The sequence below is a fragment of the Pseudomonas sp. GW456-L12 genome (genome assembly GCF_059424045.1).
On sequence record NZ_JBWKZA010000024.1, the window covers coordinates 56,734 to 76,634 of the forward strand.

A 19,901-nucleotide genomic window follows, 5' to 3' on the forward strand; every position below is an offset into this window, starting at 1 on the left:
ATGATCGCGACCCGTTGCAATAATCACCACGCATTGTTGCGCGAGCCGATAAAAATTATTTCGGGATAAGACATGGTTTATAAAACGCTACATATCTACAATCGCCCGCACTGAATTTCCGGCGCTGCTCACCCCTGAGCATACGGCGGCGGTCGAGGGGCGTTGGACGCTCCATGCGACCCCAGGTGTCGGCACCTTCCAAATATCCGCACCAAATGGAATTGGTCTGTAACAAGGCCTTTGACCACGAATTCGAATAAGAACTCACTGCTGGCCCAGGATTTGTCAAACAACGCGTAACGCGTCGGGCAGGCCCTTATTCAATCGAAGAAAAAATGCCAACCCTTGGCACGGTGAAGTGTTGGCGATCAAAACCCAACTGCATGGCGCAAGCTGCTTTAGAGGTCGTGAGATGAGTAAAAACAGGTACCCCCGATTACTAGGCTTTTTGCCGCTGCTTGGCATGATGTTAATGCTGGGAGGCTGCAAGTGGACCTTGCTCGACCCGAAGGGACAGGTCGGTCTGGATGAGCGAAACCTGATCATCACCGCTACCCTGCTGATGCTGCTGGTCGTGATTCCGGTGATCGTGATGACCTTCGCGTTCGCCTGGAAATACCGCGCGTCCAACACCAACGCGACCTACGCGCCCAAGTGGTCGCACTCCACCAAGATCGAAATCGCGGTGTGGCTGGTCCCGATCCTCATCATCATTGCCCTGGGTTATGTGACCTACAAGTCCACCCACGCGCTGGACCCGTATCGTCCGCTGGAATCCGACGTCAAGCCGATCAACATCGAAGTGGTCGCGCTGGACTGGAAGTGGCTGTTCATCTACCCGGACCAGGGTATCGCCACTGTTAACCAGATCCGGTTCCCGGAGCACACTCCGCTGAACTTCAAGATCACCTCCGACGCCGTGATGAACTCGTTCTTCATCCCTGCCCTGGGCGGCCAGATCTATGCGATGGCAGGCATGCAGACCAAGCTGCACCTGATCGCCAACCAGAAAGCTGAAATGGAAGGCATCTCCGCTAACTACAGTGGCGCTGGCTTCACCGGCATGAAATTCAAAGCGATCTCGACGAGCCAGGAAGATTTCGACGCCTGGGTAGCCGAAGTCAAGGCCGCACCTAAACAGCTTGATCAAGCTGAATACGAAGCCCTTGCCAAGCCAAGCCAGAACAACCCTGTCGCGCTGTACTCCTCGTACACGCCGGACCTGTTTCAGAAAATTGTCGACAAGTATGAAGGCATGAAACCAGGCGCACCGGTCAAGCACGAGAAGAAAGAAGTGGCCGCTGTGGAAGGGACTGACATGAGCTCGCATTCAGCTGCTGGGGCAGAGGAGTAAACGATGTTTGGTAAATTAAGTCTGGACGCGATACCGTTCCACGAGCCGATTGTCATGGTGACCGTTGCCATGATCATCCTCGGTGGTCTGGCGCTTGTCGCGGGTATCACGTACTTCAAGAAATGGTCCTACCTGTGGACCGAATGGCTGACTTCGGTCGACCACAAGAAAATCGGCGTGATGTACATCATCGTCGCCATGGTCATGCTCCTGCGCGGCTTCGCCGACGCGATCATGATGCGTACCCAGCTGGCCATGGCCACCGAGGGTTCGCCGGGCTACCTGCCTCCTGAACACTATGACCAGATCTTCACCGCCCACGGTGTGATCATGATCATCTTCATGGCGATGCCTTTCTTCACCGGCCTGATGAACCTTGCAGTGCCGCTGCAGATCGGCGCGCGTGACGTTGCCTATCCGTTCCTCAACTCCCTGAGCTTCTGGCTGCTGGTTTCCGGCGTCGTGCTGATCAACCTGTCCCTGGGCGTCGGCGAATTCGCCAAGACCGGCTGGGTTGCCTATCCGCCGCTGTCGGGCCTGCAATACAGTCCGGGCGTGGGTGTCGACTACTACATCTGGGCACTACAGCTATCAGGGCTAGGGACGACGCTGACGGGGGTCAACTTCCTGGCCACCGTGCTGAAAATGCGTACCCCTGGCATGAAGATGATGGACATGCCGATCTTCACCTGGACCTGCACCTGGGCCAACGTGCTGATCGTGGCTTCGTTCCCGATCCTGACCGCTACCCTGGCACTGCTGACCCTCGACCGTTACATGGATTTCCACATTTTCACCAATGAACTTGGTGGCAATCCAATGATGTACGTGAACCTGTTCTGGGCTTGGGGTCACCCTGAGGTGTACATCCTGATCCTGCCGGCGTTCGGTATCTTCTCCGAAGTCATCTCGACCTTCTCGGGCAAGCGCCTGTTCGGCCACCACTCGATGATCTACGCTTCCGGCGCGATCTCGGTACTGGGCTTCATGGTCTGGCTGCACCACTTCTTCACCATGGGTTCGGGGGCCAGCGTCAACGCCTTCTTCGGCCTGGCGACCATGCTGATTTCCATCCCGACGGGGGTGAAGCTGTTCAACTGGCTGTTCACCATCTACCACGGCCGTCTGCGTATCACCAGCCAGGTCCTGTGGACCCTGGGCTTCATGGTGACCTTCGCCATCGGCGGCATGACCGGCGTACTGCTGGCCATCCCGGGTGCCGACTTCGTCCTGCACAACAGCCTGTTCGTGATCGCGCACTTCCACAACGTGATCATCGGTGGTGCCGTGTTCGGCTACATCGCCGGTTTCAGCTTCTACTTCCCGAAAGCGTTCGGCTTCAAGCTGCACGAAGGCTGGGGCAAGGCTGCATTCTGGTTCTGGATCTCGGGCTTCTTCGTCGCGTTCATGCCGCTCTATGCACTGGGCTTCATGGGCATGACCCGTCGTCTGAACGCCACGACCAACCCTGAGTGGGTGCCGTACCTGTACGTCGCCATGTTCGGTGCGGTGATGATCGCCATCGGTATCGCCTGCCAGCTGATCCAGCTGTACGTCAGCGTGCGTGATCGCAAGCAGAACCAGACCGTTTCCGGCGACCCGTGGAATGCCCACACCCTGGAATGGTCGACTTCGTCGCCACCGCCGTTCTACAACTTCGCCGTACTGCCGAAGGCCAATGGCATCGACCCGTTCACCGAAGCCAAGGAAAACGGTACCGCGTACCAGAAGCCTGCTCGCTACGAACCGATCCACATGCCGAACAACACCGCCACCGGCCTGGTGATGGGTGCTCTGTTGACCGTCTTCGGTTTCGCGATGATCTGGCACATCTGGTGGCTGGCGATCGCTAGCCTGGCCGGTACCGTGATCTATTTCGTGATCCACGCGGCTCGCGATGATCAAGGCTACATGGTGCCGGTCGACGTGATCGAACGCATCGAAGCCGAGCAGCACGCTCGCCTGGTAGCCGAGAAGAAGATTCCGGCCAACCGTGTAGAAACCTCGTTGGAACAGGCTTAAACCATGTCGAACTTAGTGACCAATGCTGGACACACCCATGTCGATGACCATGGGCACGATGACCATCACCACGACTCGGGCGAGATGACCGTATACGGTTTCTGGCTCTACCTGATGACCGACTGCATTCTGTTTGCGTCGATCTTCGCGGTGTACGCGGTACTGGTAAACAACGTAGCGGGTGGCCCGTCGGGCCACGACATCTTCGAACTGCCTTACGTGCTCGGCGAAACCGCCTTGCTGCTGTTCAGTTCGATCACCTACGGCTTCGCCATGCTGGCGTTCTTCCGGGGCAACAAGAAGCAGGTCCTGGGCTGGCTGGCCCTGACCTTCCTGTTCGGCCTGGGCTTCATCGGCATGGAGATCAACGAGTTCCACCTGCTGATCTCCGAAGGCTACGGCCCTAGCCGCAGCGGCTTCCTGTCCGGGTTCTTCACCCTGGTCGGCACCCACGGTCTGCACGTGACCGCCGGCCTGATCTGGATGGCGATCATGATGTATCAGGTCAACAAGCACGGCCTGACCGCAACCAACAAGACCCGCCTGAGCTGCCTGAGCCTGTTCTGGCACTTCCTGGACGTGGTCTGGATCTGCGTCTTCACCGTTGTTTACCTGATGGGGACTATGTAATGGCTAATGCACACTCCCATGACAGCCATGATGCGGGCCACGGCAGCGTAAAGTCGTACGCCATCGGCTTCATCCTGTCGGTGATCCTGACGATCATCCCGTTCGGCCTGGTGATGTACCCGACCCTGCCGAAGTCCATCACCCTGATGATCGTGCTCGCCTTCGCGGTGATCCAGGTCCTGGTTCACCTGGTGTACTTCCTGCACCTGGACCGCTCCGAGGCCCAGCGTAACAACGTGATCGCGTTCGTCTTCGCTGCCCTGGTGATCGTCCTGCTGGTTGGTCTGTCGTTGTGGATCATGTTCAGCATCCACACCTACATGATGGCGAAGTGAGGTAAGACCCGATGTCGCTCAAGCACTTTATCCAAATCACCAAACCGGGGATCATTTTCGGTAACGTGCTTTCTGTGGCGGGCGGTTTTTTCCTGGCCTCCAAGGGACATGTCGATCTGGCCATCTTCCTGGCCGCGATGATCGGCACGTCCCTGGTGGTCGCTTCCGGTTGCGTGTTCAACAACTGCATCGACCGTGACATCGACCTGAAGATGGAACGCACCAAGAACCGTGTGCTGGTTCAGGGCCTGATCTCCCTGAAAGTGGCACTGGTCTACGCGACCATTCTGGGTGTCGCTGGCGTTGCGTTGTTGTACAAGGTGGCCAATCCGCTGGCGGCGCTGTTCGCCGTGATCGGCTTCGTCATCTATGTCGGCTTCTACAGCCTGTACCTCAAGCGCAAGTCGGTGCACGGCACGCTGGTGGGCAGCCTGTCGGGGGCGATGCCGCCGGTGATCGGCTACGTGGCCGTGAGCAACAGCTTCGACATGGCCGCGCTGACCCTGCTGGTGATGTTCAGCCTGTGGCAGATGCCGCATTCCTATGCCATCGCGATCTTCCGCTTCAACGATTACCTGGCCGCATCGATTCCGGTGCTGCCAGTGAAGCGCGGCATCCTGGTGGCCAAGAAGCACATCCTGCTCTACATCCTGGCGTTCCTGGTGGCGACCCTGATGCTGACCTTCAGCGGGTATGCCGGCATGAGCTACCTGGCCGTCGCGGCCGCGATGGGCATGTACTGGCTGTACATGGCCTGGACCGGCTACAAGGCGGTGGACGACACCGTCTGGGCGCGCAAGCTGTTCGTGTTCTCGATCTTCACCATCACCGCGCTGAGCGTGATGATGTCCCTGGATTTCAAGGTACCGAGCGAGCTGCTGCTGACCTACGCGCCATAAGCTGCAAACGCTATGAAAAAGCCCCGCCTTCGAGAGAAGCGCGGGGCTTTTTTATTGAGTGTCAGTCAGTGGGCTGTTTAAATATTCAAATGACTCTATTCATGCAGGAAGCAGAATGATGAAGAAAAAAGCTGTTGTCGTATTTAGTGGCGGGCAGGACTCGACGACCTGTCTGATCCACGCATTGCCGCTCTATGATGAAGTGCACTGCATTACCTTTGATTACGGTCAGCGCCACCGCGCGGAAATAGAAGTGGCGCAGCAACTCGCGAAGCAATTGGGGGCAACAGTCCACAAAGTGCTGGATGCTTCGCTACTCAATGAATTGGCGATCAGCAGTCTCACTCGGGACAATATCCCGGTTCCCACGGTGAACAGTTCGGGCGAAAGCCTGCCCAGCACTTTCGTGCCAGGAAGAAATATTCTGTTTTTAACCCTGGCCTCTATCTATGCCTACCAGGTAAAGGCTGAAACGGTCATTACCGGGGTGTGTGAAACGGACTTCTCCGGCTATCCCGATTGCCGCGACGAGTTTGTAAAGGCCTTGAACAAGGCCGTCGAGTTGGGCATGGAATACCGCCTGCGCCTTGAGACTCCGCTGATGTGGTTGAACAAGTCGGAGACTTGGGCGCTGGCGGATCATCACCATCAGTTGAGCCTGGTTCGCGAGCAGACCCTGACCTGCTACAACGGCGTTATCGGCAGCGGCTGTGCCAATTGCGATGCATGCAATCTTCGCAGCAGAGGGCTGAATGAATATCTGGGGAACAAGGCAGAAGTCATGAACAGCTTGAGAAGCAAGATGAACCTGCAATGAAGGCTTGATCGACCGTCTCAATGGAGTTCAACACTGCATCTGCCTGCTGGATGAGTGTTGAATCCATCAATTTGAGCTAAAGCGTACTTGTACTATTTTGCCTGGCTGTCCGTTATATATCTTTTGAACAGTGATCTTGCGCCATAGGCAGGCAAGATGTTGAAGAAGGCAAAACATACCTTGATCGCGATCTGCACATAAATCATGTTCAGGATGTCGTTGTTCTCCATCGAGCCGTAAAAGGCAATGTAGCAAAACACGAAGCTGTCAATAATGACCGCGAACAGCGTGCTCAAGAATATCCGCAGGAACAGGAATCTGGAGTTGGTCAGCTCTTTTATCTTGCACAGCAAGTAAGAGTTTATGTTTTCCGAAACCAGGAACGAGACCGAAGACGCCACCAGCACGGATGACACATGAATGATGACGTCATTGTACGGGGTGTCGAGCTTCCAGCCCGGCAGGCCGGGAAGAAAGGTCGAGCCATACAGAAGGACGATAATCATGGCGTTGCTGGCAAAGGCAAAGAAGATCGCTCTTCTTGCCAACCTGAGGCCAAAGTTCTCGTTCAACAGGTCAACGATCAGGAATGTCAGAGGGTAAAGAAAGGTGCCCGGAGTGATAATGATGCCAAGTGATTCAAGATAAATGGGCTTGGTGGCGGCAATGCTGGTGAATATATAAAATGTAAAGAGCAGTAGATTCAGGATGATATAAATCATCCATGAGCTTTCGTGGCGGTCATTCAGGTCGTATGCGGTAAGTGCTCCTCCTTGGGAGTAGAACTTCTTGTAAATATTTTTAACTTCCATTTTGTTCAGGTTTTCCATTATTTCGCTGTTAAGCACTTCGCTTAATTTGATCTTTATGACTTTGCCTGTGGCGATGATCATGATCACGGCCAGGTTCTTGTTGTTTTCAAAGCCCAGAAGTTTGTATTTGCTGTTCTCGAGTTCGCCTTCATAAGCTGCCATTGAATCGCTCCTCGATGATGTCACCCACCACAAATACTCGATCTGAGTCGGAGCATGGCTCATTGATGATGAACAGCTTTTTTGTCTGCCTGTCGTAAACCAGTTTTTCCTTGTCGTCGGTCGATGTGCCCTTTTGAATGATCAACAGGTCACCGGCCTCGTACATGCCCTTGATCTCATTCTCGAGCAGCACCGCTATCAAGTTGTAGGATGCGCCGAAGTAATAGGTCAGTGGGTGAAGTATGGCCAGTTCGCCAATCCGTTTGTCCATGTTGATCATCAGCAGGCTTTCCTTGAGGATCGGAACCGCCGCCGGGTTCATGTTTCCTTGTGGGGAAATACTGCTGTCGATGATCTCCTTCTCTTCAAAATCGACGGTTTCTATTTCTTCGTAGGAGACACCGAAGAAATCGGAGATTTTGCGAATGGTGGATTGCTGTACGTTGCTGACCTTGCCTTCCAGGATGTTGTAGATGGTCGTTCGGGTCAGGCCGCTGGCATTGCACAAAGACAGTTGCGTCTCGCCGCGACTTTTTATCAGGTATTTGATGTTGCTCTTCAAATACTCTGTTCTTTCTCTTCTGTGCATCAAATGCTCACCATTTCCTTATAGTCGCCACGCATAGGGTCTTTCATGGAATGCGTGCCGTGCATGACATTCAACTGCTCGACGCCAAAGGTGAGAACAGTCGGATTGATGCGGCTAGAGCTTGTCGGGTTCTTTCGTGGCCTGTACCAACTCGCTAGCACTCCTTTAGCCAGCCTGCATCCATCCTGGGATATTTCGCTGTCGGTATGGGGCGCGCTCGGAATTGTCGGGAGGGTCCGGACCGGAGGCGCCGCGGCGGCAAGTGTTGCATGTCCCAGTCATGACAATAAAGCCCCGAAACGTCCGGTGCCCTGGCCTCGATTGACGAACATTCAGCGGCAACGCAAATCTGCTGTCCCCTCCTGATTCTCGGAAAAGAAGCATTTTGTTTGGAAAATGTTTAATTCTTTGATTAATTAGCGGCTCGCGAACGTTAAATCAGGAAGCGTGCTGTCGTTCGTGGCACGCAAACGACAAGGAAGGAATACCGAACGATGGCAGCTTATACAGCACCACTGAGGAACCAGGCCGACCTGCTGCGACGAGGTTTGGCGGATCTGCGGGCAGAAGACGCCGAACTGGCTGGGATCCTGGACGCTGAAGTCAGGCGTCAACACCGCACACTGTCCCTGGTTTCATCTTCCTGCGCGGCCAACCCTCGAATCCTCGCGGCGTCTGCCTCGGCACTGGTCAACGTCACCGCCGAGGGCATACCAGGCAAGCGCCATCATGTCGGCTGCGAGAACGTCGATCTGGTCGAATCCCTGGCGATTCGCAGGGCGCGGGAGCTGTTCGGGGCGCAATATGCCAGCGTACAGTCGCATTCCGCCTCCAACGCCAACTACCAGGTGCTTGCTGCCCTGCTCGAGCCCGGGGACACCATTCTCGGCATGGCCCTCGATCATGGCGGGCACCTGACCCACGGCAGCCCTGTCGCATTCACAGGCACTCACTACAAGGCGATCCGCTACGGCACCACATCGCAGGGCGTGATCGATTACGCAGAAGTACGCCATCTGGCGCTCGCCCATCGTCCGCGCATCATTATCTGCGGTGCGACGGCCTATTCCCGGGTCGTGGACTTCCAACGCTTTCGCGCTATTGCCGACGAGGCCGGGGCCATCCTGCTGGCGGATATCTCTTATATCGCCGGGCTGGTCGCAACGGGTCGACATCCAAGCCCGATCGACGTGGCGCATGTCACCACCGCGTGTACCCACAAGCAGCTCGCGGGGCCTCGTGGCGGCCTCATCCTTTCCGGCCGGGATGCCGACACCAAGGTTCCCGGCCTGAGGGCGAGCTTCAGTCGTGTCCTTGAGCAAGCGGTATTCCCCGGGATGCAGGGCTCGCCGGCGGTCAACATGATCGCCGCCAAGGCGGCTGCGCTGGGCTACGCGATGACCCCGGAGTTCGACGCCTACATGGGACGGATTCGCAGCACGGCCGATGCAATGGCCAGCGCATTCATGGCACAGGACTACGAAGTCGTGGGCGGGGGGACGGAGAACCACACGATTCTGCTCAGGCTGCGTGGTGGGGTTAGCGGTTCGATTGCCGCCTCGGCACTGGAGCGATGCGGCATCATCGTGAGTAAAAACCGCGCACTGGGGGAAACCCGATCCTCATTCGTCGCCAATGGCTTGTGTATCGGCACGGGCTCCATCGCCCAACGCTACATCGATCCCCAGGGCTGTCGTGAAGTCGTCGAACTGGTCTGCCGGATACTGGACAAGGTGACGCCCCTCAGCGAGCAGAAGTACCGCCTGGAGCCTGAGCTGCAGGAACAGTTCCGTCTTCAGACCGAGGCTTTGTGCGCGATGTATCCCATCGCCGATTACCGGGGCAACTGAGGGGGCCCCGGCCTTTGATTCGTAGGAGCCAGCCGGCGAAGGGCGCACTGCACTGTTGCCCTATCCGCCGTCTGTGCGAGCAAGCTCGCGGGTACGGGTTATTGCTGTTGTAGAGCGCTGTAGCCTTCGAACGCGGTCTGCTGCTGGATCGCGGTGACGATGTTCTTGCGCGTGGCCGGCTGTTCGTTGCCGTCCTTGTCGAAGAACACTTCGCTTTCCAGTTCCGCTTCGTCGCCTTCGCCGACAAAGGCGAAACCGAGGAACTCGAAGGCTTCACGGTCGACGTTGGCCTTGGAGCGCGGGCGGATCGGCAGGGTGACGCTGATGCCGTCCTTGCTGATGGCGAACACTTCCATTTCCTTCTTGGCCCGCGAGGCCTTGCTCTTGCCGCCACCCGGGTTGCTGATAGCCTGGTGGGTCTGGTTCAGCACCTTCAGCGCCAGGCCGTAGACCAGCTCCTGGAAGCTCGGGTCGTCCTTGTAGCTGGACAGGATGCGGCTGATCGGGAATTTGCTGCTCAGGTCTTCCAGGGCGGCGCTGTCGGCGGCCTCGGCGTCCTTGAGCTGTTTGAGTTGGCCCATGAGTTCATAGGCGCGGTCGTCGTCGAAGCGGTCGTGAGCCTGGCGGATCTCGGCGCGCAATTCGCGGATCTGGTCGCTTTCCTTGGTGGACTGGAAAGCGTCGAGGACCATCTCGCTGATGGTCTTGGCCTGGGAGACATGCTGTGAAAGATTGATGGCGTTTTCGTATTCCGCTTTGGACGACAAGGCGTTTACGGATTCTTCTGTATTGGAATCGGACATTGATATTTCACTACTTCGTTTAACTGGAAATGAGGCTAGAAAAGCACCGGGCCTTTTCAGGGCGCCTAATTTATGGGACCGAGGCCCCATTGTCACGGACCAACGGACCGGTGCGAAAAGGCGTGGCTCTACTGACCCGCGATCGACGGGAAAATTCCGGCGCCGATCATCCCTGGCGAGCGTTCACCGGGCAACGCTTGGCGTCGCACGACAGCCGTTCCTGTCGCATTTCCTTCAGCGTTGCGCTTGCTGGTGAAACTCGGCGAACGAGACCATGCGCTGGCGCGCCGGGTCCCATAGCTTGAGCCGCAGGCAGCGGTAGATATCCCGCGGGTGCAGTGAGGTGGTGATCGGCGATTGCAGCGCCGGGATCGCCGCCATGGCTTGCGGCAGGCGGTAGAAGGGGATGCCCGAGTTGGCGTGGTGCACATGGTGGTAGCCGATATTGGCGGTGAACCAGGCCATCAGTGGGCCGGTGCGCATGTAGCTGGAGGAGAACACCGCGGTGGCCGCGTAGTCCCAGTCGGCGCGCTCGGGGTAACGCACGCCGGGGAAGTTGTGCTGGCAATAGAACATGTAGGCGCCCAGCGCCGAGCCGGACAGGCTGGGGACCAGCACCCCGTACAGCAGGATGTCCGGCGCCAGCAGCGCCAGGGCGACGGCGCTCGCCAGGTTCAGCGCCAGGGCCAGCAGCGACCACAGTCGATGCCGCGGCTGGGTGATCAGCGAGACCAGGCAGATGCTGAAAATAAAGATACTGAATGACGCCAGCAGGATCATCAGCGGGTGCCGGGCGACGCGGTAGCGCAAGCGCTTGAGGCGCCCGGCGCGGGCATATTCCTCGGTGGACAGCAGGGGAAAGGTGCCCAGGTCAGTGTGAGTAGAGAGCAGCGGCAGGCGGTTTTTCTCCGCGCCGACATACTGGCAGCTGTGGCCGTGGTGGTAATCGTGGGACTGCTTCCACAGCGTCGGCGGGGCCATCAGCAGCAGACCGAAGGTCTTGAAAAACACCTCGGCAAAACGCGAGCCCTTGAGGATCGCACCGTGCATGTAGTCGTGGTACAGCACGAACATGCGCACCAGGGACAAGCCCAGCAGCACACTGCAGCCCAGGCGCAGCGGCCACCACAGCGGCAGGGCCACGGCCGCGCCGAACAGCCCGATCACCAAAAGCGTCGAGTAAAAATGCCACCAGCTCAGGTGGCGGTTTTCCACGGTGAAGGGCAGGGTCTGGCGAATCAGCTCCTTGCCATAACGCGCCAGTTGCTCGCGGTCCAGGCCGTCGGTGGGCCAGGGGATGGCCCCCGGCTGGTGCGGCTCCTGGCCTGCGCCGGCGCGGCAACAAGCAGAGGCGGTCGAGGTGTCCAGCGTGCGCATGCTCGGTGCTCTCCTTAGCCGATAACCGCTTCGTCGGGGCTGTGCTGCATGAACAACTGTGGCCGCCGGTCCTTCCACGGGCGTGCCTGTTCCAACTGGCCGGCCAGGCGGAACAACAGGCCTTCCTCGCCAAAGGCGGCGCTGAGCATCAGGCCGATCGGTAGGCCCTCGGCGTTCCAGTGCAACGGCAAGGAAATCGCCGGTTGCCCCGAGGCGTTATGGATGGCGGTGAACGGGCTGTAGTCGATCAGCGGGCCGTAGGTGCTTTCCAGGTCGCTGGAATGGATATCCACCACGCCATTGCGCAGCGGCGGCCGGGCCAGGGTCGGGGTCAGCCAGCAGTCGTAGGTCTGGTGGAAACGCGCCATTTCCCGACCCACCTGCTGCAACACCAGCTCGGACATCTGGTACTCCACCGCGCTGACGCCAAGGCCGCGTTGATGCACGGCCTGGGTCAGGTTTTCCAGCTCGCCGGGCCGCGGGCCGCGTCCCAGTTGCAGGCTCATCAGTTCCACGGCGAAGGCGATACCGGAGAACCACAGGGCGCTGAAGGCTTCGGCGAAGCTTTGCAGGTCCAGTTGCGGCGCGGCTTCTTCCACATGGTGGCCGAGGGATTCGAGCAGGCGCGCGGTGCTTTCCACCGCCGCGATGCAGTCGGGGTGCAGCGGCCGCCCGGCCGAGTCGGTGCTGGAATAGGCGATGCGCAGGCGTCCCGGTTCGCGACCGAGCTGGTCGAGAAAGCGCCCCTGCATCGGCGGCGCGCGATACGGGTCGCCCGGCACCACGCCATGGGTGGCATCGAGCAGGGCGGCGCTGTCGCGCACGCTGCGGGTCAGCACATGTTCGTCCAGCAGGCCGCTGAGCAGCTCGCCGAAGTCCGGGGCCAGGGAGTTGCGCGCCCGGGTCGGCTTGAGGCCGACCAGGCCGCAGCAGGACGCGGGAATGCGGATCGAGCCGCCGCCGTCGTTGCCATGGGCCGCCGGGACCATGCCGGTGGCCACTGCGGCGGCCGCGCCGCCACTGGAGCCGCCGGTGGAATATTCCAGGTTCCACGGGTTGCGCGCCGGGCCATGGAAGGCGCCTTCGGTGGTGGGCAGAATGCCGAACTCCGGGGCGTTGGTCTTGCCGACGAACACCAGTCCGGCCTGGCGAAAGCGCTTCACCAGCTCGCAGTCCTGGGGCATGACCCGCGCTTGCAGCATGCGCGAGGCGAGGGTCGAAGGCAGGTCCTGGCAGTCGCCGAGGATGTCCTTGAGCAGGAACGGCACACCGTGCAGCGCGCCGGTCGGCGGCGCCTTGTCCTGTGCGGCGGCCTGCGCCCGGGCCTTGTCGTAGGCTTTGTAGACCACGGCGTTGACCGCCGGGTTGAAGGCTTCGATGCGGCGTATGGCTTCCTCCAGCAGTTCGGAGGGGCGTACCTGCCCGGTTTTGACCAGATCGGCCAGGCCGACCGCATCGAAGGTGGCGTATTCGCTAAAAGACATCCTGTTCTCCCGTGCTGCGCACGCTGCTGGCGATACCGGGGCGCTCCCGCTCCGGCCTGGGTTTGATGGCATGGCCGGTTCCACAGGCCCGGCTTGCACGGGCCTGGATATATCGGCTTCACATCCTTGAAAAAAGCTGATGACTGCAAGTGACATGGCAAAAAGCCATGCATACATCAAGCTGTGAGGCGAATATGCGCCGGGGGCGGAAATTGCGGGTATACGCCGTTCGGAGTATTAACTTCGACTGCGCGCTCCCAGAGGATGATCAAGCGTAATGGATGCGCAAGGCCGCAGATTTCGGGCCTTGCGGGAGATGGCTAAGTACGGCTGCCTGGACACAAAATAATGACTACGAACGACCACGATAGCGACGTTCCGTATGCGAATTTTTCGGAATGTCTGCAGCTTCACGCCCATACGATCCCGGACCGATTGGCCTATCGTTTTCTGCACAACGGGCGAGACGAAGAAACCCTGATCACCTTCTCTGAACTGGACCGCGCGGCGAGAGCGGCGGCGGCCCGGTTGCAGGGGCATTGCCAGGCGGGGGACCGGGTGCTGATCCTGCTCAAGCCAGGCCTGGACTATGTGATCGCCTTCATGGGCTGTCTGTATGCCGGGCTGGTGGCGGTGCCGGCCTACCCGCCGGGGGCGACCAAGACCCTGGACCGGCTGGACGGCATCATCGACGACTGCCAGCCGACGGCGGCACTGGCCAGTGGCGAGGATGTCCCGACCATCCGGGCCCGGCTGGGGCAGGCGCAGAGTCCGCGGGTGCTGGACATGGCGAGTCTCGACCTGGCCCTGGCCAGCGAGTGGCGGGCCGTCCCGGTAACCCGGGACGATATCGCCTTTTTGCAATACACCTCCGGCTCCACCGGGATTCCCAAAGGAGTGGCGGTGACCCACGGCAACCTGATTCACAATTCGCGCAGCATCAGCCGCGGTTTTTTGACCCACAAGGACAGCCACCTGGTCAGCTGGCTGCCGCCGTATCACGACATGGGGCTGATCGGCGGCATCCTGCAATCCTTGTTCGTCGGCTTCGGCTCGACCCTGCTGGCGCCGATCCACTTCCTGCAACGGCCGCTGCGCTGGTTGCAGGCCATCAGCACCTACCGCGGCACCGTCAGCGGCGGGCCGAACTTCGCCTATGAATTGTGCCTGCGCAAGATCAAGGACGAAGAACTGGCGGGCCTCGACCTGAGCAGCTGGGAGGTGGCGTTCAACGGCGCCGAGCATGTGCGGGCGCAGACCATTGCCGCCTTCCATGAGCGTTTCGCCCGCGCCGGTTTTGCCAGCACCTCGGCCTTTCCCTGCTACGGGCTGGCCGAAGGCACGCTGATGGTCAGCGCCGGCGGCAGCAAGCGCGAGCCGGTGATCCGCCAGTTCCATGCCGGCTTGCTGGAGGACAATGTGGCACGCCTGCATGAGGGCCCGGGCAGCGACGCCGAGTTGCGCCTGCGCACCCTGGTCAGCAGCGGTCGCGGCATTCCCGGGCAGGGCCCGTTCATCTGCGACCCGCACACCGAGCAGCCGCTGGAGGACGGGCGGGTCGGGGAGATCTGCATCCTCGGCGACAGCGTCGCCAGCGGTTACTGGCAGCGCCCGGAGAGCACCGCCGCGGCCTTTCGCCCGGCGCCGCCGGCGCTCGGCTGGTCGCGCTACTTTCGCACCGGCGACCTGGGCTTCCTGCTCGACGGCGAGCTGTTCGTCACCGGGCGGCTCAAGGACCTGATCATCGTCAATGGCGTCAACCATCACCCTGGTGATATCGAGAACACCGTGCTGCGCACCCATGACAGCTTTCGCCCGGACGGCACCGCGGCCTTCAGCATCGAGACCGGCGACAGCGAGCAGGTGGTGATCGCCCAGGAAATCGAACGGCGTGCCTTGCGCAGCCTCGACCTGCCACAGCTGTTCAGCGACTTGAAAGCGCGGCTGTGGCAACAGCACCAACTGGCGCGGCCGGTGCTGTTGCTGGTGTTCGGCGGGTCGTTGCCGCGTACCTCCAGCGGCAAGATCAAGCGCCAGGAGTGCCGCAAGCAGTTCGCTCCCTGGCTGGCGGCACTCGAGGGCCCGGCGCCGGTCGAAGCCCATCCGCTGGACAAGTCGGTTGTCGCGGTGGAGAGCAACGGCCGGGTATTGCGTGACATCACCGTCGACAGCCAGGTCGTGGAAGCATGACCAGTCTATCGATCGGCCCGGTGCATGCGCCCAAGCCCGCGGCGCTGCTGTTCGCCCAGCCGGCCTTCTGCGAACCGCGGCTGGAACTGGCCAGCCGCCCGCGGTCGGTGCTGTCGTTGCCGCCCACCGACAGCCAGCAACGGCTGCAGCTGACCAGCGTGCTCAACTCCATCACCTCGGCGCGCAGCATCGCCGAGCTGACGCAGCAGACCCAGCTGGCGCTGCCGCAGATCCTGCCCTGTGAGAACTTCGTGTTCGCCAGCGGCAGGGTCCGCGCACACCGGGTGTTCTTCTCGCACCTGATTCATCCGGACAGCGTCTCCGATGACCTGATCAAGGCCATCGTCGGTCGCGACGGCATGATTCCGCCGCTGGGCATCGACCCCATCGAGCACTGCGGGCGCCCCAAGTTCACCACCCTGGAGCGGCTGGGCAACTCACCGGACCAGGTGTGGGCGAAGATCTTTCGCGAGCATGGGATACGCAACCTGGGCTGGACCCTGCTGCCCGGATTGCACCGCAACACCTTCACCGGCTACTTCTTTCACAACATCTCGGCCACCGTGGCCCACGAAAGCAAAATGCGCATGATGGTCTTCGCCCCGTACCTGCACATCGCCCTGAACCGGGCGCTGGGCAGCAAGCTGTTGCGCCACAACCCGGGGCCGAACCATCAACTGTTGTCCATCCTGTCCAGCCGCGAAGCGGAGATTTCGCGCTGGGTGGCCCGAGGCAAGACCAACTGGGAGATTGGCCAGATCCTCGGCATCAGCGACAAGACCGTGAAAACCCATCTGCAGAACATCTTCTCCAAACTCCAGGCGTCGAGTCGGGCGCAGATCGCGGCGTTGTTCTGCGACGAGTGAGTGCTGCCTGCCTGTCTTTCATCCGGTAACCCTTACACAGTGCTGACGGGGGTCAGTGCTTCGGCGTCGCCTGCGCCTCTGTAGGAGCGGCCGGTCGACGCTTGATTGGCCGTGATGACGGGGGTGGTCTCACTGCTGATGTTGGTCGGTGTACATATCCATTTCTGCGGTAACGGCCGCTTAGGGTTCCGCCCTTACGGCGGGTCACTTTTTTTCAAACGCCGGAATGCCGGCCCAGCAAAAAGTAACCAAAAAACGCTTGCCCCTGCGTACGGCCTTCGCTGCGCTCAGGTTCCCTCGCTCCGGCGTCCATCAGGGGGCATCGACTCCGGTCGGCTGCGCTTCGACCTCCATACGATGTCCTCGACTGCGTCGAGGGGCGCTGCGCGCCATCCCCCTGATGAACACCTCCACTCGGCCTCCCGATGGGGCGGGTAGATCAAAAGCCAAAGCTGCGCCATGCGCGACCTACCGGTCGGCGCCAAACCCTGTAGCCGCTGCCGAGCCTGCGAGGCTGCGATCGGCCGCGAAGCGGACGCAAGGGCTTGAGACCGCTGGAGGACCGTCGGTCCTATCGCAGCCTGTGGCAGCGGCTACAGGGCTCGCTACTCCTTACGGAGTATTGAGCTGAACCGGCATGACGCCGAGCATCGGGGTGTAGCAAATAGCCTGCTCCGTCGGGTTATCCACACTCAAAACGCGTTTGCATCATGACGCCTGCCCAAGCGTTGATCCGCTGGTTTCACCACGCGGTTGGCGCGGGCCAACGGCCATGCAAAGGAAGCGAAATACGCTGGGAGGCGACTGTGCACATAGACGAAATAACCTTTGCCGTGACCGAAACCCTGGCCAGCCTGCTGGAGGTCGATTCCGGGTCGCTGGACGTCGAGCGCTCGTTCCACGAGATGGGCGTCGACTCGGTGCTGATCGTCGGCCTGTCCGCCGAGTTCGAGGACCGTTTCGGCATCTCCCTGGACCCTGAGCTGGCCTACCTGCACGACACCGTGAGCAAGGTCAGCCAGCACCTGTACGGCGTCATCAACCAGGGCGCGTTCGGCACAGTGGGGGAGGTCGGTCATGGCTGATTCATTGCTCAATATCACCCGCCAGGAACTGCTGGAATTCGTCGGCCTCAACGAGACCGTGGTGCGCGCCCAGGGCACTCGCATCGAAACCGCCAGCGGCCAGACCCTGATCGATTTCGTCGGCCAGTTCGGCGCGGTGCCCTTCGGTTATGGCGCGGCGCCTATTACCGAGGCGATCCACACCTTTCTCGCCAGCGGCCAGGCCTCGCTGGTCCAGCCGCTGATCAACCCCGGCGCCGAAGAACTGGCGCGGCGCCTGATCGAGCTGGCGCCCGGCACCCACTCGAAGGTGACCTTCACCACCAGCGGCGCGGAAACCGTCGAAGCGGCGATCAAGCTGTGCCGCGCCGCGACCCAGCGCGAACTGGTGATTGGCACCCTGACCGGTTTTCACGGCAAGACCCAGGGCGCGGTCGGGGTCACCGGCAAGGCCACTTACCGCGAGCCGTTCCAGATCCGCGCCGACGGTTTCAGCCATGTGCCCTATGGTGACCTGGAGGCCCTCGAGGCGCTGCTGAAAACCCGACGCGCCGCGGCCTTTTTCGTCGAGGCGGTGCAGGGCGAGGCGGGCATGATCACCCCACCGCCAGGCTACCTGCTGGCGGCGCAGAACCTCTGCCGCCAATACGGCACTTTGTTCGTGCTCGACGAGATCCAGACCGGCCTGGGCCGTACCGGCGAGCTGTTCGCCGCCACCGCCCACGGCCTGACGCCGGACGTGGTGCTGTTGGCCAAGGCCTTGGGCGGCGGCGTCGCGGCCATCGGCGCGTGCATCTACGGCGAGCAGTGCTGGAGCCGCGATTTCGACCGGCACCACAGCTCCACCTTCGCCGTGAACGGCTTCAGCGCCGCCATCGGCCTGGCCGTGCTCGACCAGCTCACCGCCAACGACGGTGCGCAGCTCAAGCATGCGGCGCAGCAGGGCGCCTACCTGTACGCCGGGCTGTCGCGGCTGGTGCAGGACTATCCCGAAGTGTTCCACAGCCTCGACGGCCGCGGCCTGATGCTCGGCCTGAAGTTCCGGCGTTGGAGCGGCGAGCGCCTGTACACGCTGTCCCTGGCCAGCGCTTTCGGCGCCCTGGTGCCGATCGTCTGCGGCTACCTGAAAAGCCGCCATGGCGTGTACTGCCTGCCGACCCTCACCGAAGGCAACGTGCTGCGCATCCAGCCGCCGCTGTGCATCGAGGGCGCCGACATTGACCTGCTGCTCGAAGGCCTCAAGGCGGTGGCGGAACTGGTGGTGCATAACCAGCAACACCGCTTGATTCTCGAAGCCCACGGTTATGCCGGGCCACGGGGGCCCCTGAGCCCCTGGATCGCACCGGGCAAACCACGCAGCAGCGGGCGTTGCCTGGGGCGCTTCGCCTTCCTGCTGCACCCGACCACCGCCGAGAGCGTGAATGGCGACAGCGTGGTGGATGGCCTGGGGCTGTCGGCGGCGGAAAAAACCTTTATGCAGGGCTGGCTCGACGACTTCTCCGAATGGGCCAAGCCCGACCTCGACGCCGGGGTGTCCTATCACGCCCGCCGGGTCTACAACGATGCCGGCGACTACGTCGAAGGCTGGTTGATCGGCAGCCTGCTGCAACCGCGCGACCTGACGCGCCTGAGCCTGGGCAAGCGGCGCAAGCTGCTGGCCAACTACCTGGATAGCGTCGCCGAGCTGGAGGTGGATTTCGTTGGGCTGGGGGCCTACACCTCGGTGATTTCCAGTGCCGGCGTGGATGTCATCAACGAGCGGTTCCACACCACCACCGGCAATAGCCTGACGGCCATGGTCGGTGTCGATGCGCTGCTGAGCACTTGCGCCAACCGCGGTGCGCCGCTGGCCAAGCGCCTGACCGGGGTGATCGGTGCCTACGGTTCGGTGGGTCGCCTGGCCAGCCTGCGCCTGGGGCGCTTCTGCGAGCACCTGGTATTGCTCGGCAATGGGGCCAATCGGGGCGCCATGGACGAGCTGCGGCTGGTGGCCGGCGAGCTGTATCGCGATGCCTTGCTGCAGATCCAGGGCGGCCACAGCAGCGGTATCGCCAAGACCCTGGTGCTGCTCCTGCCGAGCCTGGCCAGCGTCGAGCAACTGCTGGATCGCGACCTCGGCGACGAGGAGCAATTGCGCACGCTGTTCGACAGCGTCGACGCCCTGGCCCAGGGCAAGCCGCAGGTGCAGCCGCCGCTGGTGATCACCGCGGACCTGGGCCACTGGCTGCCGCGCCTGGAAGCCGTGCTCTCGGCGACCTCCAATGGCTCGGCCTTTATCGATCCGCTGGTGCTGCATCAGAACGCGATCATCTGCGACTGCGCGCAGCCACCGGACATCGGCCACGTCACCCTGGCGCTGCGCCCGGACGTCACGGTGATCGAAGGCGGCCTGATCCATCTGCCCGACCGCAGCCAGCGTTTCGGCCAACAGAACCTCACCGGTCTGCCCACGGGCGTGACCTTCAGCTGCCTGGCCGAAACCATGGTCCTGACCATGGCCGGCCTGCGGCGCGACTACAGCATCGGCAAGCGTCCTCCACTGGAGGATGCCGAAGCGATCTTCGACCTGGCCCGAGCCTTCGGTTTCGCCCCCGCGGTGGAGCAGTTGATCGAAAAAGCCGGTTAACCCTGACAACGAGAAAGGAGT

The 19,901-nt window shown here is 61.0% G+C and carries 16 protein-coding genes; 11 read left to right on the forward strand and 5 right to left on the reverse strand.

The genetic code is table 11. The features are described 5' to 3' along the window. Positions 1 to 412 precede the first annotated feature (412 nt). The 6 genes from cyoA to queC all read left to right on the forward strand — a co-directional run bounded on the left by cyoA (position 413) and on the right by queC (position 6,057). Positions 413 to 1,354 (forward strand): ubiquinol oxidase subunit II, encoded by a 942-nt coding sequence (cyoA, locus tag AC07Y9_RS24235; RefSeq protein WP_007929698.1) that lies wholly within the window; start codon positions 413 to 415, stop codon positions 1,352 to 1,354. A 3-nt stretch (positions 1,355 to 1,357) separates the two neighbouring features. Beyond that, positions 1,358 to 3,376, forward strand: a complete 2,019-nt coding sequence (gene cyoB, locus AC07Y9_RS24240) for a cytochrome o ubiquinol oxidase subunit I (RefSeq protein ID WP_007929700.1) — start codon at positions 1,358 to 1,360, stop codon at positions 3,374 to 3,376. Positions 3,377 to 3,379: 3 nt separating this feature from the next. Then, complete coding sequence (locus AC07Y9_RS24245; protein WP_007929702.1) at positions 3,380 to 4,006, forward strand: cytochrome o ubiquinol oxidase subunit III; 627 nt, start codon at positions 3,380 to 3,382, stop codon at positions 4,004 to 4,006. Further along, positions 4,006 to 4,341 (forward strand): cytochrome o ubiquinol oxidase subunit IV, encoded by a 336-nt coding sequence (gene cyoD / locus AC07Y9_RS24250; protein ID WP_007929704.1) that lies wholly within the window; start codon positions 4,006 to 4,008, stop codon positions 4,339 to 4,341. Before AC07Y9_RS24245 ends, cyoD begins: the two co-directional genes overlap by 1 nt. An 11-nt stretch (positions 4,342 to 4,352) precedes the next feature. Further along, complete coding sequence (gene cyoE / locus AC07Y9_RS24255) at positions 4,353 to 5,240, forward strand: heme o synthase (protein ID WP_025806166.1); 888 nt, start codon at positions 4,353 to 4,355, stop codon at positions 5,238 to 5,240. Between the two features lie 118 nt (positions 5,241 to 5,358). Then, positions 5,359 to 6,057, forward strand: coding sequence for a 7-cyano-7-deazaguanine synthase QueC (gene queC, locus AC07Y9_RS24260; RefSeq protein ID WP_007929707.1), 699 nt, complete (start codon positions 5,359 to 5,361; stop codon positions 6,055 to 6,057). Between the two features lie 92 nt (positions 6,058 to 6,149). Here the strand turns inward: queC and AC07Y9_RS24265 are convergent, their stop codons facing one another. Both AC07Y9_RS24265 and AC07Y9_RS24270 read right to left on the reverse strand, forming a co-directional pair. Beyond that, the gene (locus AC07Y9_RS24265) at positions 6,150 to 7,031 is read right to left on the reverse strand and encodes a queuosine precursor transporter (protein ID WP_102678586.1); all 882 of its coding nucleotides are present in this window, start codon (positions 7,029 to 7,031) and stop codon (positions 6,150 to 6,152) included. Continuing rightward, a complete protein-coding gene (locus AC07Y9_RS24270) occupies positions 7,018 to 7,620 on the reverse strand; it encodes a helix-turn-helix transcriptional regulator (protein ID WP_053262542.1) in 603 nt (200 codons plus the stop codon). Before AC07Y9_RS24270 ends, AC07Y9_RS24265 begins: the two co-directional genes overlap by 14 nt. A 494-nt stretch (positions 7,621 to 8,114) precedes the next feature. Here AC07Y9_RS24270 and glyA point away from each other — a divergent pair, with 494 nt between their 5' ends. Then, positions 8,115 to 9,470 (forward strand): serine hydroxymethyltransferase, encoded by a 1,356-nt coding sequence (gene glyA / locus AC07Y9_RS24275; protein WP_102678585.1) that lies wholly within the window; start codon positions 8,115 to 8,117, stop codon positions 9,468 to 9,470. A gap of 98 nt (positions 9,471 to 9,568) precedes the next feature. Here the strand turns inward: glyA and AC07Y9_RS24280 are convergent, their stop codons facing one another. From AC07Y9_RS24280 to AC07Y9_RS24290, 3 genes are all read right to left on the reverse strand, one after another. Continuing rightward, positions 9,569 to 10,273 carry a hypothetical protein gene (locus tag AC07Y9_RS24280; RefSeq protein ID WP_102678584.1) on the reverse strand — a complete coding sequence of 235 codons (705 nt, stop codon included), beginning with the start codon at positions 10,271 to 10,273 and terminating at the stop codon, positions 9,569 to 9,571. A 234-nt stretch (positions 10,274 to 10,507) separates the two neighbouring features. Beyond that, complete coding sequence (locus AC07Y9_RS24285; protein WP_102678583.1) at positions 10,508 to 11,650, reverse strand: fatty acid desaturase family protein; 1,143 nt, start codon at positions 11,648 to 11,650, stop codon at positions 10,508 to 10,510. A gap of 14 nt (positions 11,651 to 11,664) precedes the next feature. Continuing rightward, complete coding sequence (locus AC07Y9_RS24290; protein ID WP_102678582.1) at positions 11,665 to 13,134, reverse strand: amidase; 1,470 nt, start codon at positions 13,132 to 13,134, stop codon at positions 11,665 to 11,667. Positions 13,135 to 13,482: 348 nt separating this feature from the next. Between AC07Y9_RS24290 and AC07Y9_RS24295 the strand changes: the two genes are divergently transcribed. From AC07Y9_RS24295 to AC07Y9_RS24310, 4 genes are all read left to right on the forward strand, one after another. After that, complete coding sequence (locus AC07Y9_RS24295; protein ID WP_102678581.1) at positions 13,483 to 15,324, forward strand: fatty acyl-AMP ligase; 1,842 nt, start codon at positions 13,483 to 13,485, stop codon at positions 15,322 to 15,324. Continuing rightward, positions 15,321 to 16,190: a LuxR C-terminal-related transcriptional regulator gene (locus AC07Y9_RS24300; RefSeq protein WP_038576055.1), complete on the forward strand. Its 870-nt coding sequence runs from the start codon at positions 15,321 to 15,323 to the stop codon at positions 16,188 to 16,190. The genes AC07Y9_RS24295 and AC07Y9_RS24300 overlap by 4 nt, the downstream gene beginning before the upstream one ends. 806 nt (positions 16,191 to 16,996) lie before the next feature. Further along, the gene (locus AC07Y9_RS24305) at positions 16,997 to 17,275 is read left to right on the forward strand and encodes an acyl carrier protein (RefSeq protein ID WP_102678580.1); all 279 of its coding nucleotides are present in this window, start codon (positions 16,997 to 16,999) and stop codon (positions 17,273 to 17,275) included. After that, complete coding sequence (locus AC07Y9_RS24310; RefSeq protein WP_102678579.1) at positions 17,268 to 19,880, forward strand: aminotransferase class III-fold pyridoxal phosphate-dependent enzyme; 2,613 nt, start codon at positions 17,268 to 17,270, stop codon at positions 19,878 to 19,880. Before AC07Y9_RS24305 ends, AC07Y9_RS24310 begins: the two co-directional genes overlap by 8 nt. The last annotated feature ends 21 nt before the right edge of the window (positions 19,881 to 19,901 follow it).